Source organism: Halomonas icarae, from assembly GCF_009901955.1.
GTDB classification, from domain to species: Bacteria; Pseudomonadota; Gammaproteobacteria; order Pseudomonadales; family Halomonadaceae; genus Halomonas; species Halomonas icarae.
The window spans coordinates 1,365,385-1,381,892 of record NZ_WUTS01000001.1; the positions used below are offsets into that span (position 1 = coordinate 1,365,385).

Sequence of the window (16,508 nt, forward strand, 5' to 3'; positions counted from 1 at the left end):
GCCAGTGCCGATCGCGTCACTCGTTCGGGGCCGCTATCGCCCTCACTCGAACTGCTCGGTGTCGACCTCGGCCTGCGGCCCTTCGGCATAGCGTGCGCCGGCGATACGCGGCGGGGCGAACAGCGCATCCAGGCGTGTTACGTCGTCGGCGCCCAGGGTCAGCTCCTCGGCGGCCAGGTTCTCGCGCAGATGGGCCACGCGGCGGGTGCCGGGGATGGGCAGGATGTCGTCGCCCTTGGCACGCAGCCAGGCCAGGGCGAGCTGGCCAGTGGTGGCTTCCCGCTCGTGGGCCAGGCGCTCGAGTTCGGTCAGCAATTCCAGGTTGCGAGTGAGGTTCTCGGTGGTGAAGCGGGGCATGCCGAGGCGTACATCGCCCTCGACCAGACTCTCCCGCTCGCGGACCGACCCGGCGAGGAAGCCACGCCCCAGCGGGCTGAAGGCCACGAACAGGGTGTCGGCCTCGCGACACGCCTCGAGTACCGCGATCTCGGGATTGCGGGTCCATAGCGAGTACTCCGTCTGCACCGCTGCAATGGGGTGCTCGGCGCGCGCCCGACGCAGGGTGGCCGCGGATACCTCGGAGAGGCCGATGGCGCCGATCTTGCCTTCCTCCACCAGTCGACCCAGCTCGCCCACGCTCTCCTCGATGGGCACCCCCTGGTCCCAGCGATGCAGGTAGTAGAGATCGAGGTGGTCGGTCTGCAGGCGCTCGAGGCTCGCCTCGCACTGGCGGCGCAGGGTGGTCGGTCGGCCATCGATCACCTTACGGCCCAGCTCGGGGTCGATGGCCATGCCGCACTTGCTGGCCAGCAGTATCTCGTCACGCTTGCCGGCGAGCGCCCTGCCTACCAGGCGCTCGTTGGCGGTGGCGCCATACAGGGTGGCGGTGTCGAAGTGGCGATAGCCCATCTCGAAGGCTTCCTCCAGGGCGTGTAGCCCCTCGGTCTCCGAGAGCGAGTGACCGTAGCCGTGGGAGAGGTTCATGCAGCCCAGGCCGATGGCGGGGGAGGCGACGGCCTTGAGGCGGGCGGTCACGGGGTTCATACGATCTCCTTTCACGTTGGCTCCTTCACGTTGGGTGGCACGGAGGGCGTCGAGTCTTCGGTTCCGTTGGCCGGATCCGGGGCCGAGAATATCAGGTTGTGTCGATATCGTTGGGGGCTTCGCGCCAGGACCAGGGCGTCATCCTGTGAGATGACTAGGGCTCGGCTCGCGCCTCGGGTAGACTGCCCAACCTTTTTTCGATCACAGGTAGAGCCTTATGACACGGACAGTCTTTTCCCGCACGCTGCTCACCGCTGGCCTGGCGGCCGGCTTGACGATGGCGGCCGGTAACGCCGCGGCCACCGGCAGCACCGGCCCCTACCTCGGCGTCGGTCTCGGGCAGCTTGGCGGCGGGGGTGCCTTCGACGACGATGCCGAGCACTGGAAGCTCACCGCCGGCTACAACCTTGGCTGGCTACCGTTCCTCGATCTGGGCGCCGAGCTGGCCTATGCCAACGGCGGCAAGCTCGACGGTCGGGTCGACGGCCGCAATGCCACCCTCGAGGTGGAAAGCTTCCAGGCGATGGCGGTGGCCGGGCTGAGTTTCGGCCCGCTGGGCCTCTTCGCCAAGGCCGGTATGGCCGACTGGGATGCCGAGCAGCGCGGTCGCGGCGTGAATCGCAACCACTCGGGCACCGATCCGATCTACGGCCTGGGGGTACGTGCCGGCCTGTTCGGCCTGAGTGGCCGGCTGGAGTACGAATACCTCGACACCGACGGGATCGAGGCCCTGGACATGGTCACCACCAGCGTGGTTTATACCTTCTAGGGGCGTGGCGGCCTAGGGCGCCGCGCCTGAGTCGACGGCGGGGCGACCCGCCGGTGCACCACGTCATCAAGGATCTCGGAGCGCCAGGCATGGCCAAGCCCTTTCTACTCCTACCGCGCTACCGCGTGCTGCTGGCCGGGCTGTTCAGCCAGCTGCTGTGTGTGGGCGTGGCGCGTTTCGCCTATACCCCGCTGCTGCCGGTGATGCAGCAGCAGACCTGGCTGAGTGACGCCCAGGGGGGCTGGCTGGCCGCCCTCAACTACGCCGGCTATATGCTCGGGGCACTGGCAGCGGCCTCCATCGGCAGCATCCGGCTCAAGGATACGCTCTACCGCCTCACCCTGGTGCTGGCGCTGCTCTCCACCGCCGGCATGGCGCTGGCCGACAGCTTCTGGCTATGGGCGACGATGCGCCTGGTGGCCGGCTTCTCCAGCAGCGGCGCCATGCTGCTCGCCTCGGGACTGATCCTGCACTGGTTGATCAGCCACCGGCAGCGCGGTGAGCTTGGTATTCACTTCGCCGGGGTCGGCCTGGGCATGCTGCTGGCGGCCCTGGCGGTCGAGCTGATGCTGCGGCTATCGTTCGACTGGCAGGCTCAGTGGTGGGGCTTCGCCGCCCTGGCCGTGGCGCTGCTGATTCCCGCCTGGTGCTGGCTGCCGAGACCCGCGAAGCCGGCACCGGGCAGCGGGGGAGAGCAGCGCCCGGCCCAGCCGCCCAGCCGTACTTTCATGCGGCTGATGCTGGCCGCCTACTTCTGTGCCGGCTACGGCTATGTGATCAGCGCGACCTTTATCGTCGCCATCGTCGAGCGCGAGCCGCTGCTGGCCGGGGCCGGCAACTGGACCTTCGCCCTGGTGGGCCTGGCGGCGGCGCCGGCGGTCATGCTGTGGGATCTGATCGCGCGTTGGATCGGCTATCTCGGCGCGCTGATCGCCGCCATGGGCCTGCAGGTGGTGGGGATCGTGCTGCCGGCGGTGACCGACAGCCTGGCGGGGGTGCTGGCGAGTGCGGTGCTCTACGGCGGCACCTTCCTGGGCTGTGTCAGCCTGGTGCTGACCATGGCCGGCCGGCTCTACCCCCAGAGCCCGGCGCGCATGATGGGGCGCATGACCCTGGCCTATGGTGCGGCCCAGATCATCGCCCCGGCGCTGACCGGCATGCTGGCCGAGGCCACCGGCCACTACGATATCGGGCTGTGGCTGGCCGGTGGCTTCGTGGCGCTGGGTGCCGTGCTGCTGGTGTGGCTGCGCGGGGTGGACCAGACCGCCCAACGGCTGGATGCCGAGGCCAGGGCGCCCGCCCAGGGCGAGCGTACATAAACCAACTCTTATCCCCGAACTGGCTGTCTGAGCAGGAAGGGACAGTCCCCGGCCGGGCCAGCGGGGCGGTCTCTGTGCTCTTGGCCAGCAACGGTACCACCGGCGGGGACTGTCCCTGGAGGCTAGTGGCAACAAACACCGGATGAACGAATTGGGTTAACAGTTAACAGCAATGCACACCAGGAACGAGTTTCACCAAGAGATTCAGGCCCTTCTGGCGCCCCTTTCCGCGGAACAGCTGCGCACGGTGATCCAGCGCTGGGCCGAGGAGACACACCCCAGCCAGCGCCAGGCGTTTGTCGAGCGCCTGCGCCACCACTGCCTGGTCGATGAGGCCGGCTCCGCCAGCGTCGATCGTGACGGCCTGTCGTCACGCTTGGCCGCGATGCAGGCCCGGCTGGATGCCATCGCCGAGGTCGAGCCGGAGTGGGGCGATATCGATGATGAGGAGGGCTGCGGTCCGTTCGAGCCGGTGATGGCCGATCTGTTCGATCTTCTGGAGGCGGCAGGGGCGTTGCTGCACGACGCGGATCCCCAGTCTGCTCGAGAGACCTATGAGGCGATCTGGGAGATGGTGGATATCGAGAACGACTATGGCCACTCTCCCAACCTGGAGGAGGTCGATCACGCTATCACCCGTGAGCATGTGGCGCGCTATCTGCGGGCGACCTATCTGGCCACGGCGCCTGAGCATCGGGTTGAGGCGCTGCTGGAGGCGGCCAGCGGGGTTGGGCTTTCCGGGAGCGTGTCGGCGTTCACGGTGCACTACTGTTCGCTCCGGGAGATCGCGGGTGCGGCGCCGCCGCCGCTGCCCTCCTGGGAGGAGTTCGAGGATCGACTGGTGAGCAGCTTGCAATCTCCCCGATCCATACTCGAGCTGGCATGGCTGCGCGAGGCTCTCGCCAGCCGTCAGGGCCTGGAGGGCATTGCCACCATGGCCAGGCGGACGGGGGCGGAAATCCCGCGGCTGTGGCTCGATTGGGTGGGTGGAGCCATTAGAGAGGGTGATCTGCCAGAGGCAGCGGTGGCCTGGCAGGCGGCGCAGGGGCTCTTTTCGCGTGGAGCCGGGATCTGGCACGAGTTTGCCACCTGCTTTCAGGAGGATCCGCGCTGGCTCGAGCTACCCGAAGCGGCAGCCATCGCCTTCGAGGCCCTGTTGGCCAACCCGGGGCCGCGGTGGCTGCTGGCCCTGCATGATGCCAGTCCGGAAGGGAGCGTGCGTTATCGTCGGATCAGCGAGGCGGCAGCCTGGTTGGGGGCGGTGGCCCAGAAGGGCCGAGTCGACGAGGGCGGTATCAGCAGCGCGCCGGAAGCAAACGCGGATCCCCGGAGGGAACGCCTGGTCAGCATGGACAGGTGGTTGGTGCGGCCCGCGTCCTTTGCCCCGTGGGGGGCCATCGCCGTGCTGGCCTGGTGTCTGATCGGCGAGGTGCAGCAGGCCCAGGCGGCACTGCCCTCCCGGCCGGATAGCCTGGGTTGGTCGCTGGGCGACAGCCCGAGCCAGGCGCTGTTCGCCTGTCTGCCAACGCTGCTGACTGCGCTGCCCGTTCAGGAGATCGGCTCGGCGTCTCACGCCATGTGGCAACGGCTGGTGGCTTCACGTCCTGGCGACAACGATGCCGTCATGGCGGATCGCCTGAACCAGGCCATGCGGCTGGCGATTCAGCAGTCGCCGCTTTCGCCAGAGGAGGGCAAGTCCTGGCTGCTCTGGTGTTGCGAGACGGCAGCCGAGCGGTGTCATTCGATCGTTTCCGGTCAGCATCGCAAGGCCTATCCCAGGGCGGCCGCCTGCGTGGCGCTATGCCAGGAAACGGCTGTTGCCATGAGGCGGCCGGCGCTGGGAGAGAACCTGGTTCGAGAGGTGAGGCAGCGCTATCCGCGGCATTCCGCCTTCCAGCGCGCTATCGATGAAGCCCTTGCTGTAGGTCGCAAGGACTTCGAGGTGGGGCGTTAATCGATGCCGAGCATCACATCCGAGGCCTTGATGATCACCTGAACCTCGCTGCCCACGGCAACGCCGAGCTCCTCGATGGCGTCGCTGGTGATCATCGACTTGATGGTGTTGCCGCCGCCGATGTCGACGCGGACCTGGCTGTTCACCGGGCCTTCCTTCACTTCCAGCACGGTGCCCTTGATCACGTTGCGTGCACTAATCTTCATCCCTGTTCTCCTGATCGCGGGGTGGGTGAGGCGTCAGCCTCGGTCGTGGGGCGTGCCGCGGGCGCGCCTGCGCACAAGATGCCGACGCAGCTGCTCGCTGGCAAGGCCCGCCGCCAGTCCCACCAGCGCGCTGCCGAACAGCGTGGCCACCGCGGTGACCGCGATCACCGGGCGACAGTCGGGCCGGGCGTCGAAGAGACGCTTGCCCAGCATCAGCTCCACCCCGGCGAAGGCCAGCAGGGCGCCCACTACCGGCGTGGGAATTGCCGCCAGCCAGCCGATCACGGTGTCGCCGTGCAGCGCGGCCGCAGCGCAGGCGATTGCCATGGTCAGCGGTGCGATCAGGCTACGGGCGCCGAAGCGGTAGTGGGCGGCCATGCCGCCTGCGCCGTGGCACATTGGCATGGCCCCCAGCGGCGTCAGCACCAGGTTGAGCAGCCCGCTGGAGGCCGCCAGGCGACGTTCGCTGATGCGCGGCGCGGCGGCCGGAAACAGCGAGCGCGACACGGCGGTGGCCACCACCACGGCATTAAGCAGTGTCAGCGGCAGCTGGGCCAGGAGCCCGCCCGCCACCGATGAGAGTGAGATGCCTTCGCCCGCCGGCGTCGAATGCCCCGCCTCAGGCAGCATATCGGCCGGCGCCAGCCAGATGGCGACGATGACCACGACCAGCGCCCAGGGGCCCCTCGGCCAACGCCAGGAGAGGCCCAGGGCGGCCACGGCCGGCAGTGCCAGCCACCAGCCTGCGGCCATCATCTCGAACGCGAGTGCCATCAGCATCAGCCCCAGGCCGGCCTGCAGGCCGACCGTCACGGACTGCGGCAGCGCCCGGGCCGCACGGCCAAGATAGGGAGTGGCGGCCAGCGCCAGCAGGACCAGGCCAAGCGTGGTACCGGCCAGGGCCGTTTCACCGGCGGTGAGGCCGCCGACGAGGATCATCGCCCCCAACGCCTTCATCGGCTGCACGGCGATGGGCGCGCGGTAGAGCAGAGCCACCAGCAGATAGCCGATGGCGAGGCCGACAAACACCGGTCGCGGCGACAGCACGCCCAGAGCAGTCGCGGCGATCACATAGGGCAGCAGCGTGCCCAGGTCGCCGAAGGCGCCGGAAACGTCGCCGCTCAGCGCCGCCAGGGCCTGCCGGCGAGGTCGCCATGGGGAAAAGGAAGACATACCCTCCACTGTAGCGCCTTGGCGCAGGAACCGAACTCAGGCGGCCTGTTCGCTATCGCCGTCGCCATATCAGTTGCCACAGTAATCACCACAGCAATCACCACCCCAGGAGTGACCCGACCATGGCTGAACGCGTGATCCTGACCACCTCATCGCACCTCGAGGGCTACCGAGTCACCGAGCATATCGACATCGTCTCCGCCGAATGTGTGTTCGGCATGAACGTTCTCAAGGACATGTTCGCCGGCTTCCGCGACTTCTTCGGCGGGCGCAACAAGTCGTCCCAGAACGCGCTGCGCGATGCCAGAAAGACCTGCCTGGACGAGCTGCGAAAGGAGGCGGAATCCGTGGGCGCCAATGCGGTCATCGGCATCGACCTCGATTACAGCGAGATCTCCGGCGGCGGCAAGTCGATGCTGTTTCTGGTGGCGACCGGCACCGCGGTGAAGGTCGCTAGGGGGTGAGGTGGTCACCGATTCGCCACACCTGCTTCAGGCGTTCCACGGTGTGAGACCACTTGGGTGTGGCCGTTGAGGTTGGGGGTGATGCGCTCGCTGCTCGCATCGAGCGCCAGCAGGCTCTCGTCCGCGAGCCCCGTGGGCCGCAGCTTCTGCGGAGGCTCGCCGGCGTTGCCCGCCAGTTTCCAGATCCCTTGTTCGATGGCCATGAAGGCTCCTTGTGTATCGGGCGCAACTGTTGCGCATCTTGGCCTGGTGGCCTACTATGGCCGCAACACGACCCCGGCCTCTTGGTTGCCTGCAACCTACGCTGGGGTTCTTATTTTGCGCTCACCACCAGTCCTTCCAGTCTTCCGTAATCCCCATGCCGCTCAGTTCCAGCTTCCTGGATGAATGCTGTTGCGGGAATCGCTCCAGATGCTCAGCCAGCCGGTTGTGCCACCGGGTGTTCGGGCAAATCGACTTCACCAGCATGCGAGTGATCGCCAGCAGCAGGAACGGCTTGAAGCGGGTGTCTTCGTTGCCGATGAACGAGTCGCACCACGCCACTTCGCCCCGTTTCGGCAGCTTCGGCTTGGTGGTGATGTTTCGGTTCCAGAGGCGGCTGTGGTGCGCCACCAGGTTGCGCAGGTAGCTCAGGCTGAACAGCCAGCTCTTGAACACCTTCCAGTCGCTCACCCCGTAACGGTTGGCAATGGCCCGTTGGTCTTTCACATTCAGCATGCTGAATAGCTGGGAGATGGCGCCAAAGTCCAGCACCTCCACCGCCACCCATATTGGTAATTCATCGCCGTGGTTGTCGTGGTAGTGGCGGACGAAATCTTCCTTGGAGCGGGCGACCAGTACTCGATACTTGCTCAGCCAGGCCTCGAAGCAGGACTGTTGGCTACCCCGGTGGAAGGGGCGGCCAGCAAAGCCGGGGTGGAAGTGTGCCTTCGTGTTCTCTACGTGGGCGAATGGGCTGCGCTGTCCCAGTATGTGAGACAGGTCTACCCGCAGGGAAATTTCGATCCGCTCCAGCGCATCGGCCAGGTACAGGCGGAGTTTCTTGTCGAACAGGTAAAGATCAACGGCATCCACGAACTGGGTGTTCGGATGAAACCTATCGGTTGCCTTGGTAGCCAGCTTTCCAGTACTTGCGTTCTGCACTACCTCGAATAGACGGAACGGATACCAGTAGCCGCTCAGCCGGTAGTAGCCGATGCGCTCCAGGTAATCCAGGGCGGCGGCCTCATCGGTGATCTCCATCCCGCGCGCTTTCAGCAGCGCCAGCTGCTCCTCGAAGGACTTCCATGGACGATCGTAGGCCATCAGCTTACTGCCTGTTCCACCACCGCCTCGGCGAGGTGAGTGCGGGTTTCGCCGGCCTCGCCTAGACGGGCCTTGAGCTGGTCGCAGAGGGCCATTAATTCGTCGACCTTTTTGACGATACGGTGTTGCTCTTCTGTTGGCGGGAGAGGTACAAGAAGCTCTTGTATCTGTTTTCTTGAGACATTTTTCATTGAGCTGCTTGTGCCACCGGAAACACGAGAATAGTAGTCGCGTGAGAATTTGCTGTTGTTAAAGAGGTTTATATATAAAGGACTTGCCTGTCTGGAAAAAATGAACCTGATAATCTTGTCGCTCATCATAAGGTATTGTGGCGCACCCTTTGGAACAACGGTGGAGCGGGCAACGAGGTCTGAAGTGTTGGCCCTGGAGATCAAGAAGTCATTAGGTTTGACTTCAAGCTCAGTGCGTGGCGTTAAGCTGGCTGGTAAGGCTTTGTTCTCATTAGGGTTGAACGATCCCCAAGAGACGGCGCTAACCTTTAATACGCCCCAATTACCCTCGCTACGAGGGAAACTATCGCATTGCGGGCTCCAGCCGGATTCTGAGTGAAGAGATAGGCTTTCTAACCTGCACCATTTCCAGCTGCTTGGAATCTGGAAAGGTAAGTCTTTCGCCAGTGGGGTTTGAGCTGCTTTCGGTTTTTTGACCTTTCCTTCCTTGACCAGCAGCGCCTTCTCCTCTGCGATACGTTCCAGCAGCACACTGGCGGGTTCGTCGTCAGGGTCCTGCTCCACCAGCCGCCCCATCACCGCCAGCTGAAGTATGGTCTGCTTGAGCTTGTCGATGCTGGCTTCGGTGGTGAAAAGGGTATCGAAATGCTCGGCGATGCGGGCCCAGTTCTCGGCTACTTCGGCGGCGTCGGTGGAGCGGGTCAGGGCGTCGAGAAGGGTATCGACCAGCACCTCATGGACTTCCAACTGGTCGCCGACCTGCTGTTCAAGCCGGTCGCAGAGAGCCATCAGCTCGTCGACTTTTTCGGCGATGTGTTGTTGCTCGCTTTCTCCTGGAAAAGGAATTAAGAATCTACTGAAATAAGCGCCTGATAAGTTAGGCTGGGCTGTACCATTGTCATATCGCCTTATCATGAGCCCTGATATGGGTGCCTTGAGATAAATCTCGATGTAATTAATGAGAAGTGAAAGAAATGGACGGGCTATGATTAGAGATGATGCGACTGCACCCCTTTCGATATTTCTTACTACTCCGAACTTCCCAAGAGAACCCCGAAGGCAGAATAGAATATCTCCATCTCGGAATTTTCCACTGCGAAGAAGGTTGAACTTTTCTTCTGTGATAAAGCTTAGGTCGCTGGTGTTTATCGAATGGTTTTGCAAGTGCCCTGCGTTGACAAATGGGATCCCCGTTTCCACAAGAGATGACTTGTTTGGATAGTTTTTACTCCTGTCTCCGTTCTCCAGTTCGCAAAGATCACCAAGCCGTACCCATTTCCAGCTATTAGGCAGCTCAAACGGCTTCTCTTCCTCGGTAATCTCCGGCAGCTTCTTCGGCTTCTTGATCTTCCCTGCCTTGACCAGCCGGGCCTTCTCCTCCGCAATACGCTCCAGCAGTACGCTGGCGGGCTCTTCATCGGGATCCTGCTCCACCAGCTTGCCGCGCACGGCCAGCTCCAGGATCAGCTTGCGCAGCTTCTTGATGCCGGTGAGCTCGATCTTGCCATTGCGACCGCGGCCCGCTGTCGATCTGGTGGTGACGGCGCCGGTCCAGAGGTCGAGGTGGTCGGTGATCAGCTCTCGTGCGCTCACGCCTTGTCCTCCTGTGTCTCGCGGCTTTCCTCGGCGCTGCTGTCTCCGGTGGTGGCATCCTGGCCTGAATGACTCAGCGCATCGCCGAGGATCTGCTTGAGCTGGTCGCGCAGCTCCTGGATCTCCGCCTGCTGCTGGGCGTATTGCGCCAGCAGCTCGTCGGGATCGTGGCTGACCTGCTCGCCCTGGTGGGGGTTCTTGATATCCAGGTTGTAGTGGCGCGCCTGGATCTCCTCGATGCCGACCTTCCAGGCCTGCTCGGTCTCCTCCCGACTGGCGAAGCCGTCGCTTTCCTCGCCCCACCAGTCGATCTCGGTGGCGAACTCGGCGAAGCGCATCGGTCGGGTCTTGCTGTAGTTCTTGTAGCCCTCGGGGTAGGGGTGCTCGTAGTACCAGATCTGCTCGGTGGGCCGGCCCTTGGTGAAGAACAGCAGGTTGGTCTTGATGCCGGTGTAGGGGTTGAACACGCCGTTGGGCAGGCGAACGATGGTGTGCAGGTTGCACTCAGTGAGCAGCTTCTCCTTGAGGCGGGTCTTCATGCCCTCGCCGAACAGGAAGCCGTCCGGCAGCACCACCGCGGCGCGGCCGCCGTCCTTCAGCAGCTGAATAAACAGCGTCATGAACAGATCGGCGGTCTCGCGGGTGCGGAAGGCCTGGGGGAAGTTGGTCTCGATGCCGTCCTCCTCCATGCCGCCGAAGGGCGGATTGGCGACGATGACATCCACCCGCTCCTTGGGGCCCCAGCTGATCAGCGGGCGGGCCAGGGCGTTGTCGTGGCGGATCTGCTCTGGCACCTCGATGCCGTGGAGGATCAGGTTGGTGGTGGCCAGCAGGTGGGGCAGGGGCTTCTTCTCGATGCCGCGCAGGCTGGCCTGCAGGGTCTGCTCGTCCTCCGGCGTCTTCACGTAGCAGCTGCGCTTGTGCTCGATGGTGCAGGTAAGAAAGCCGCCGGTGCCACAGGCCGGGTCCATCACGATCTCGTCGAGCTTCGGGTCCACCCGGTTGACCATGAACTCGGTGACCGCCCGCGGGGTGTAGAACTCGCCGGCATTGCCGGCGCTCTGCAGGTCCTTGAGGATCTGCTCGTACATGTCGCCGAGCTGGTGGCGGTCGTCCTGGGTGTTGAAGTCGATGCCATCCTGCAGCCGGTTGATGACCTGGCGCATCAGCTGGCCGGACTTCATGTAGTTGTAGGCGTCCTCGAAGACATTGCGGATCACCACCGCACGGGTGTCGTCGCCGCGGGCCTGAAGCTGCTGCAGGCCGGGGAAGAGCATATTGTCGACGAACTCCTTGAGCTCGTCGCCGGTCATGCCTTCGGGGTCGGCGGCCCAGCGGCGCCAGCGCAGTGGCTCGGGAATCGGCGAGCGGTAGTCCTCATTGAACATCTCCCACTCCTGCTCCCGGTCGTCGAAGATCTTCAGGAACAGCATCCAGACGAGCTGGCCGATACGCTGGGCGTCGCCGTCGACGCCGACATCCTTGCGCATGATGTCCTGGATGGACTTGATGGTGGTGGAGATGCTCATGGGCTAATTCCTGAAAATATGGTCGCGGTGGTATTGCAGAAAGTGTTGCTGTGCCGATGAGAGAGGTTTGCTAATCGCGAGGTCGTTGTGGATGCCGGCGGGCAGTGCATCAGCGGGCTTCAGCTGAGGACTGAGTTGAATCGCACCGTCGTCTCGGAAGCTGATAAGTCCCGCATCGAAAGCAGCATCCAGGCTGGCCATCAGTAACAGGCCATTGTTCGGGTCCAGCCGTTCACGGTTACTGCTGTAGCGCCAGGGCTTGATATGGGAGGCTCGAAGTAAGGCAGACTGCTTGACCCCGGTCACACAACAGCGGGTATCCCAAGCTTTTTCCAACTCGGCACGGAAGATACCCTGGCCGCGGCGTGCATCGATGACCTGCTCGCGCGTAGTTTCATCAAGTCCGTCCAGCTGTTGATCCGCCGCCTGAATATCTCCGTAGATGTCATTCGACTCAGTACCCATAAGAAGGGTAAGGAGTTGTTGCAAAGCAGCTGTCGTGGGCACATCGATATCAAGCCCATGAGTGATTGGATTTGCACCAGTGTGCAAGGTCTTCGGGTAGCCAGTGAGGTTGCTGTTGTGGAACTTCTCGCCTGACCTGACTCCGGTAGCATCGATATCCTGACACCTGTTGAGATTGTCAGGATGTATCACCAAGGGGGCCTTGCTTACCGGGTGTCCTGCAGCGCTGGTTTTAACGTAAACACGGGTTTGGGTAGCGGGGTGCAGCAGGCCCTTGATACGAGCGTTGTCCTTATCCAAGACAAAGCCCAGTTTCTGCAGCTCTGCGGCTATTTGGTGTGAGTTGAGCATCTGTTATCCGTATAGCTGACGTTCTAGGTCCTGCAGCGCTGTGAGGTAGCCACTCTTGCCGCCGAAGGCCCTGACCAGCTCCATGGGAGCGCCGATGCTACTGAAAGGGGCCAGGGTAAGCACCTTGGGATCTTCAAGCGGCTCGATGCCCGCATCGGCGTACTTGTCGACCAGCGTCTCCAGTACCTGGCGCGCCTGCCCCTCGTAGCGGGTGAAGATATCGCGCTTCTTCACCTGTTCGGCGCGCTCGCGGCGGGTCAGCGCCGGGCGGTCGAAGGCGATATGGCAGATCACGTCGAAGGGGTCGGGCTCGTCGCCCCAGCGCTTGCCCAGCTCGGCCGCCAGCTCTTCCCACAGCACGCCTTGTTCGGCCAGCTCATCTAGGATGGCCTGCTTGCGTTCGGCGTCATGCCAGCGGCGCAGGAAGTCGTCGAGTGAAGCGAACTGCTCCTTCACCTTCTTGCGCGTGTAGTCGCGCAGGCTCTCGGTGATCAGCTTGCCGTCGGGGCCCAGATACTGCACCCGCTCGGCCACCACGCAGACTTCCACATCGTCGACCACGTACTTGACTCGCTTGCCGGGGCCTTCATCGCTGCCCAGATCAGCGCCGCCGAAGGTGTCGTCATTCTGCCAGGTGGCGCCTTCCTCTACCTCATAGTCGCCATGGGCCTCTTCGATGCCCTCGGCGCTGTCGCCGGCGGCAACCTCGTCCTCGGTTAGTTCGTCATCCGGGGCGATGGGGTCGTTTGGCTTCGGCTGGTAGACCTTGACCGGGTCACCGTCGAAGTCGGGGTCGGCAAACAGCTCGGTGGCCTTCTTGAAGTCGAGGATGGTGAACCAGTGCTTGTTGTAGTCATCGTTGATGCGGGTGCCGCGGCCGATGATCTGCTTGAACTCGGTCATCGACTGAATGCGCTGGTCGAGCACGATCAGCTTGCAGGTCTGGGCGTCGACGCCGGTGGTCATCAGCTTGCTGGTGGTGGCGATGACCGGGTAGCGCGCCTCGGGGTTGATGAAGTTGTCGAGTTCCGCCTTGCCTTCCAACTCGTCGCCGGTGATGCGCATCACGTACTTGCGGTTCTCGGCCACGCGATCTGGGTTGAGGTTGACCAGGGCCTGACGCATGCGCTCGGCATGGTCGATGTCCTCGCAGAAGACGATGGTCTTCTGATAAGGGTCGGTGCTTGCCATGAATTCGGTGATCTTGCGTGCCACCAGCTCGGTACGCTTTTCCAGCACCAGGTGTCTGTCGAAATCCTTCTGGTTATAGATGCGGTCCTCGATCAGCTCGCCGTGCTTGTCGGTCTGGCCTTTGCTTGGCCGCCAGCCCTGGAGGTCACGGTCGATATCCACGCGCACCACCTTGTAGGGGGCGAGGAAGCCATCCTCGATGCCCTGCTTGAGCGAGTAGGTGTAGATCGGCTCGCCGAAGTAATCGATGTTGGAGACCTCTTTTGTCTCCTTGGGCGTGGCGGTAAGGCCGATATGGGTGGCCGACGAGAAGTAGTCGAGGATCGAGCGCCAGGCGGAGTCCACCGCCGCACTGCCGCGGTGGCACTCGTCGATGACGATCAGATCGAAGAAGTCCGGCGAGAACTGCTTGTAGATGTTCTGCTCCTCCTCGCTGCCGGTGACCGCCTGGTAGAGCGAGAGATAGATCTCGTAGGACTTGTCCACCGTGCGGTTGGTGACCTTGGTCATGGCCTGGCCGAACGGCTTGAAGTCATTGTTCTTGGTCTGGTCGACCAGGATGTTGCGGTCGGCGAGAAACAGAATTCGTTTCTTCTGCTTGGCCTTCCACAGCCGCCAGATGATCTGGAAGGCGGTGAAGGTCTTGCCGGTGCCGGTAGCCATCACCAACAGGATACGATCCTGGCCGCGGGCGACGGCTTCTACGGCACGGTTGATGGCGATGCGCTGGTAGTAGCGCGGGCTGCGACCGCTGCCGTCATCGTAGTAGGGCTCTTCGACCACCGGCCTCGCGGCGGAGCCGATGCCCTTGTAGCGGCAGTAGCGTTCCCAGAGCTCATCGGGGGCGGGGAAGTCGTCGAGGCCGAGCGTGGTTTCGGTCTGCTCGCCGAGGCCGGTGCGATCGTGGAACAGGAAGCCATCGCCGTTGCTTGAGAACACGAAGGGCACATCGAGAGCGTCGCTGTAAGCCAGGGCCTGCTGCATGCCGTCGCCGAGACTGTGCTTGTTGTCCTTGGCCTCGATCACCGCGATGGGCTGGTTCTTCTGGTAGCTCAGCAGGTAGTCGGCGCGGCGCCGCTTGCCGCGGGTATGCAGCCGCCCGCGCACGATGATGCGACCGGCGGTGAACGACACCTCTTCGCGCACCTGGGAGTGGATGTCCCAGCCGGCGCGCTCCAGCGCTGGGGTGATGAACTTGGTACAGATATCCCGTTCGCTGAGGGCTTTCTTGTCCATGGCAGCATCCTGCTTGTCGATGGCGGGCGGGTAACGCTTGTTACCCAAGCTTACGCCACCGGAGCAGGCTAAGCATCTGGTGAGTCCGGCGGCATCACCACCCACTCTGGCTCCTCGAACTCGCCGATCACGCGGATCTCGCAGAAGGGGGCGGCGCTCTTGATGATCTCCTTCACCTTGGGCGCAGGCTGGGCCTCCATGGCGTCGCGGCTGGCCTTGCTGTCCCAGTGGGCGATGGCGATCAGGGTCTTGGGGTCGCCGATCTTGCGATGCAACTCGGTGCCCCGGGCGCCGGGGGCCTGCTGGATCAGTTCGCTGGCGCGCACCCAGGCGTCGGCATACTCCTCTGCGGTGTGGCCGTCGCGGATCGTCACTTCGAAGAGGTATTTCATGGTGTCTCCTCCCGGCGGGTGGCGTGTCGGTCTACCTTGAGGGTATCCAATGATGCAAGGTTTGCCCGGGCTTGAGCCGCCGCCGATGGGGCGGGCGGCCGAGGGCAGGGCATCAGGGAGCGGCCATGACTCACCCTTCTCAGCGTTTGATCCTGTTGTTCGACGGTACCTGGAACGATCCTCAGGACCGAACCAATGTCTATCGGCTGGCGGGGGATATCCACGACCTCGATGCTCACGGCGTACGCCAGCGCTTCTTCTACGAGCCGGGGATCGGTACCCGGCAGTGGGAGCGCCTGGTCGGCGGGGCCTTCGGAGTGGGGCTGAGTCGTAACCTTCAACATGGATATGACTGGCTGGTGCGCCACTATGTGGAGGGCTCGGAGGTCTTTATCTTCGGCTTCAGCCGCGGGGCCTATATCGCCCGCAGCCTGGTGGGCATGATCCGCAAGTGCGGCTTGCTGCGGGTCTCCACGCCGGCCCTGGTCAAGCAGGCGGAGTCGCTCTATCGCAACAAGCGCATCGCCCCCGATGCGGTGCCCTGTAGTGTCTTTCGCCGCCACTACAGCCGCGAGATCACGATCGACTTCATCGGCGTCTGGGAAACCGTGGGTGCCCTGGGGATCCCCGGCACCCAGCTTTCCGAACATGGCCGCTTCTCCTGGCACGATACCGAGCTCTCCTCCATCGTGCGGCGGGCCTATCAGGCACTCGCGCTGGACGAGCATCGCGCGGCCTACGATGCGGCCCTGTGGTCGCACCCCACCGGCAAGTTGAAGGAACGCCAGCGTGAGGTGGAGCAGCGCTGGTTTGTCGGTGCGCACGCCAATGTGGGAGGGGGATACGAGATGCCCGACGGCGGCGTCGACCCGCTGGCCGACCTGGCCTATGCGTGGCTGTGCCGCAAGGCTCATGAGGCGGGGCTGGCGGTGGATCTGTCGGAGGCGGCGGAAGCGGCGCACCGCGGCGAGATACGGGACTCCCATGCCGAGTTCTTGAAGGGGCTCTATCGCTGGTACCGTTCGCTGCGCGATCGTGATGGCAGCGGTCGTCACTTTCGGCACTATGGCCGGGACTCGCAAGGACTGCCCGCCGTGGGCGTCAGCGTGGATCCCTCGGTGTGGCGGCGCTGGCAGGAGAATTCGAATTACCGGCCGCCCACCCTGGTACGGGCCGGCTGCACGCCGCCGTCTTCTTCCCCTTCCCCTGCGGAGGAGTGACACGGCCTGGGTTGAAGCGCCAGCATTGCCGCTTACCATTGGATAGGCTGTCTTGCATGTTTGAGCTGCCCCTGTTGATCGCCATCGCTGCCCTGATCGGGGCGGC

Annotated in this window: 15 protein-coding genes; 5 read left to right on the forward strand and 10 right to left on the reverse strand. The window is 63.7% G+C overall.

Annotation, left to right across the window (positions count from 1 at the left end; genetic code table 11):
* Positions 1 to 42 precede the first annotated feature (42 nt).
* Positions 43 to 1,044, reverse strand: coding sequence for an aldo/keto reductase (locus GRB80_RS06415; protein ID WP_161422950.1), 1,002 nt, complete (start codon positions 1,042 to 1,044; stop codon positions 43 to 45).
* Positions 1,045 to 1,261: 217 nt separating this feature from the next.
* On the opposite strand from GRB80_RS06415, the gene GRB80_RS06420 reads away from it, so the two are divergent.
* From GRB80_RS06420 to GRB80_RS06430, 3 genes are all read left to right on the forward strand, one after another.
* A complete protein-coding gene (locus GRB80_RS06420; RefSeq protein ID WP_161422951.1) occupies positions 1,262 to 1,813 on the forward strand; it encodes an outer membrane beta-barrel protein in 552 nt (183 codons plus the stop codon).
* Positions 1,814 to 1,902: 89 nt separating this feature from the next.
* Positions 1,903 to 3,132: a YbfB/YjiJ family MFS transporter gene (locus tag GRB80_RS06425; protein ID WP_161422952.1), complete on the forward strand. Its 1,230-nt coding sequence runs from the start codon at positions 1,903 to 1,905 to the stop codon at positions 3,130 to 3,132.
* Between the two features lie 172 nt (positions 3,133 to 3,304).
* Entirely contained in the window at positions 3,305 to 5,086 is a 1,782-nt protein-coding gene (locus GRB80_RS06430; RefSeq protein ID WP_161422953.1) for a hypothetical protein, read from the forward strand.
* Here the strand turns inward: GRB80_RS06430 and GRB80_RS06435 are convergent.
* Positions 5,083 to 5,292, reverse strand: a complete 210-nt coding sequence (locus GRB80_RS06435; protein WP_161422954.1) for a TOBE domain-containing protein — start codon at positions 5,290 to 5,292, stop codon at positions 5,083 to 5,085. The two genes, GRB80_RS06430 and GRB80_RS06435, sit on opposite strands and share 4 nt — an antisense overlap.
* Before the next feature lie 33 nt (positions 5,293 to 5,325).
* Positions 5,326 to 6,465 carry a molybdate transporter family protein gene (locus tag GRB80_RS06440; protein ID WP_161422955.1) on the reverse strand — a complete coding sequence of 380 codons (1,140 nt, stop codon included), beginning with the start codon at positions 6,463 to 6,465 and terminating at the stop codon, positions 5,326 to 5,328.
* 122 nt (positions 6,466 to 6,587) lie between these two features.
* On the opposite strand from GRB80_RS06440, the gene GRB80_RS06445 reads away from it, so the two are divergent.
* A complete protein-coding gene (locus GRB80_RS06445) occupies positions 6,588 to 6,929 on the forward strand; it encodes a YbjQ family protein (protein ID WP_132041632.1) in 342 nt (113 codons plus the stop codon).
* Positions 6,930 to 6,934: 5 nt separating this feature from the next.
* Here GRB80_RS06445 and GRB80_RS16245 read toward each other — a convergent pair whose 3' ends face one another.
* The 7 genes from GRB80_RS16245 to GRB80_RS06475 form a co-directional block, all read right to left on the reverse strand.
* Entirely contained in the window at positions 6,935 to 7,132 is a 198-nt protein-coding gene (locus tag GRB80_RS16245; RefSeq protein ID WP_202597176.1) for a hypothetical protein, read from the reverse strand.
* A gap of 121 nt (positions 7,133 to 7,253) precedes the next feature.
* Complete coding sequence (locus GRB80_RS06450; protein WP_202597177.1) at positions 7,254 to 8,234, reverse strand: Abi family protein; 981 nt, start codon at positions 8,232 to 8,234, stop codon at positions 7,254 to 7,256.
* The gene (locus GRB80_RS06455) at positions 8,234 to 10,018 is read right to left on the reverse strand and encodes a restriction endonuclease subunit S (protein WP_161422956.1); all 1,785 of its coding nucleotides are present in this window, start codon (positions 10,016 to 10,018) and stop codon (positions 8,234 to 8,236) included. Before GRB80_RS06455 ends, GRB80_RS06450 begins: the two co-directional genes overlap by 1 nt.
* Positions 10,015 to 11,547, reverse strand: a complete 1,533-nt coding sequence (locus GRB80_RS06460; protein ID WP_161422957.1) for a type I restriction-modification system subunit M — start codon at positions 11,545 to 11,547, stop codon at positions 10,015 to 10,017. The genes GRB80_RS06455 and GRB80_RS06460 overlap by 4 nt, the downstream gene beginning before the upstream one ends.
* A 3-nt stretch (positions 11,548 to 11,550) precedes the next feature.
* Entirely contained in the window at positions 11,551 to 12,363 is an 813-nt protein-coding gene (locus GRB80_RS06465) for an HNH endonuclease (RefSeq protein WP_132041628.1), read from the reverse strand.
* 3 nt (positions 12,364 to 12,366) lie between these two features.
* Positions 12,367 to 14,790 (reverse strand): EcoAI/FtnUII family type I restriction enzme subunit R, encoded by a 2,424-nt coding sequence (gene hsdR / locus GRB80_RS06470; protein WP_161422958.1) that lies wholly within the window; start codon positions 14,788 to 14,790, stop codon positions 12,367 to 12,369.
* Between the two features lie 68 nt (positions 14,791 to 14,858).
* Positions 14,859 to 15,182 (reverse strand): antibiotic biosynthesis monooxygenase family protein, encoded by a 324-nt coding sequence (locus GRB80_RS06475; protein WP_161422959.1) that lies wholly within the window; start codon positions 15,180 to 15,182, stop codon positions 14,859 to 14,861.
* A gap of 125 nt (positions 15,183 to 15,307) precedes the next feature.
* Here GRB80_RS06475 and GRB80_RS06480 point away from each other — a divergent pair, with 125 nt between their 5' ends.
* On the forward strand, positions 15,308 to 16,402 hold the full coding sequence (locus GRB80_RS06480; protein ID WP_161422960.1) for a DUF2235 domain-containing protein: 1,095 nt from the start codon (positions 15,308 to 15,310) through the stop codon (positions 16,400 to 16,402).
* Positions 16,403 to 16,508 lie beyond the last annotated feature (106 nt).

What these genes read in the sequence shown, in the direction of transcription:
- GRB80_RS06415 (WP_161422950.1), bottom strand. Translation starts at nt 1,044, where the DNA reads ATGAACCCCGTGACCGCCCGCCTCAAGGCCGTCGCCTCCCCCGCCATC.
- GRB80_RS06420 (WP_161422951.1), top strand. Translation starts at nt 1,262, where the DNA reads ATGACACGGACAGTCTTTTCCCGCACGCTGCTCACCGCTGGCCTGGCG.
- GRB80_RS06425 (WP_161422952.1), top strand. Translation starts at nt 1,903, where the DNA reads ATGGCCAAGCCCTTTCTACTCCTACCGCGCTACCGCGTGCTGCTGGCC.
- GRB80_RS06430 (WP_161422953.1), top strand. Translation starts at nt 3,305, where the DNA reads ATGCACACCAGGAACGAGTTTCACCAAGAGATTCAGGCCCTTCTGGCG.
- GRB80_RS06435 (WP_161422954.1), bottom strand. Translation starts at nt 5,292, where the DNA reads ATGAAGATTAGTGCACGCAACGTGATCAAGGGCACCGTGCTGGAAGTG.
- GRB80_RS06440 (WP_161422955.1), bottom strand. Translation starts at nt 6,465, where the DNA reads ATGTCTTCCTTTTCCCCATGGCGACCTCGCCGGCAGGCCCTGGCGGCG.
- GRB80_RS06445 (WP_132041632.1), top strand. Translation starts at nt 6,588, where the DNA reads ATGGCTGAACGCGTGATCCTGACCACCTCATCGCACCTCGAGGGCTAC.
- GRB80_RS16245 (WP_202597176.1), bottom strand. Translation starts at nt 7,132, where the DNA reads ATGGCCATCGAACAAGGGATCTGGAAACTGGCGGGCAACGCCGGCGAG.
- GRB80_RS06450 (WP_202597177.1), bottom strand. Translation starts at nt 8,234, where the DNA reads ATGGCCTACGATCGTCCATGGAAGTCCTTCGAGGAGCAGCTGGCGCTG.
- GRB80_RS06460 (WP_161422957.1), bottom strand. Translation starts at nt 11,547, where the DNA reads ATGAGCATCTCCACCACCATCAAGTCCATCCAGGACATCATGCGCAAG.
- GRB80_RS06465 (WP_132041628.1), bottom strand. Translation starts at nt 12,363, where the DNA reads ATGCTCAACTCACACCAAATAGCCGCAGAGCTGCAGAAACTGGGCTTT.
- hsdR (WP_161422958.1), bottom strand. Translation starts at nt 14,790, where the DNA reads ATGGACAAGAAAGCCCTCAGCGAACGGGATATCTGTACCAAGTTCATC.
- GRB80_RS06475 (WP_161422959.1), bottom strand. Translation starts at nt 15,182, where the DNA reads ATGAAATACCTCTTCGAAGTGACGATCCGCGACGGCCACACCGCAGAG.
- GRB80_RS06480 (WP_161422960.1), top strand. Translation starts at nt 15,308, where the DNA reads ATGACTCACCCTTCTCAGCGTTTGATCCTGTTGTTCGACGGTACCTGG.